1 protein-coding gene is annotated in these 974 nt (G+C 39.0%); it reads left to right on the plus strand.

All coding sequences use genetic code 11. The features are described 5' to 3' along the window. Positions 1-305: 305 nt before the first annotated feature. Positions 306-956: an HAD family hydrolase gene (locus AC1DSL_RS18680; protein WP_477533393.1), complete on the plus strand. Its 651-nt coding sequence runs from the start codon at positions 306-308 to the stop codon at positions 954-956. Positions 957-974 lie beyond the last annotated feature (18 nt).

Consider the following 974-nt stretch of genomic DNA (forward strand, 5'->3'; position numbering starts at 1 on the left):
GCTTCGAAACATGAAGTGCGTTGCATCGCTAGGCTAGCTTCGAAACATGAAGTGCGTTGCATCGCTAGGCTAGCTTCGAAACATGAAGTGCGTTGCATCGCTAGGCTAGCTTCGAAACATGAAGTGCGTTGCATCGCTAGGCTAGCTTCGAAACATGAAGTGCGTTGCATCGCTAGGCTAGCTTCGAAACATGAGGTCCGTTGCACCACTTGGAAAGTTTACATAGCAAGCCTTTTTATTTTATAAGTCAATTTAGATAAACATCAATTAGCGAGAAAATAAAATCTTAAAAGAAGGTGTCCATGATGATAAAAGCAGTTATTTTCGATTTTGATGGGCTGATTATTGATACAGAGACGGTATGGTTTGAAGCATATAAGGAAGCGTTGTATCAATTCGAGGTGAATTTGACCATTGAACAGTTTGCGTTAGTGATTGGTACTGATGATACCCTATTGGATAAATATATTGTGGACAATATAAAAGAGTTGTCCAATATTTCTGAGATCAGAGAATTGGCATCCCAACGATTTCACGAAAAGATTGGTCAGCCAATTTTAAGAGACGGTGTAGAAGATTATTTAATTGCAGCTAAAGAAGCGGGCCTTAAAATAGGATTGGCTTCCAGTTCAAAAAGAAGTTGGGTAGAAAATTTTTTAACTCAGCTTGGTATTCTTCATTATTTTGAAGTAATCAAGACGAGTGATGATGTTTCAACTGTTAAACCAGATCCAGAACTTTACCTGCAAGCCATTGAATCATTGGGTGTGAAACCAGAGGAAGCTGTTGCTTTTGAGGATTCATTGAACGGTTTGAAGGCAGCACGTGCGGCAGGTTTGAAATGTGTGATTTTCCTAAATCTGGYAACAACCAATTTAGTGTTTGAAGATTACAATATTAGGTTGTCTTCGATGGTAGATCAATCTTTGGATCTCCTTCTGAAAGAGTTACGATAGGAATAACAGTCTTACCAC

This window comes from Paenisporosarcina sp. P4_D4, from assembly GCF_056401835.1.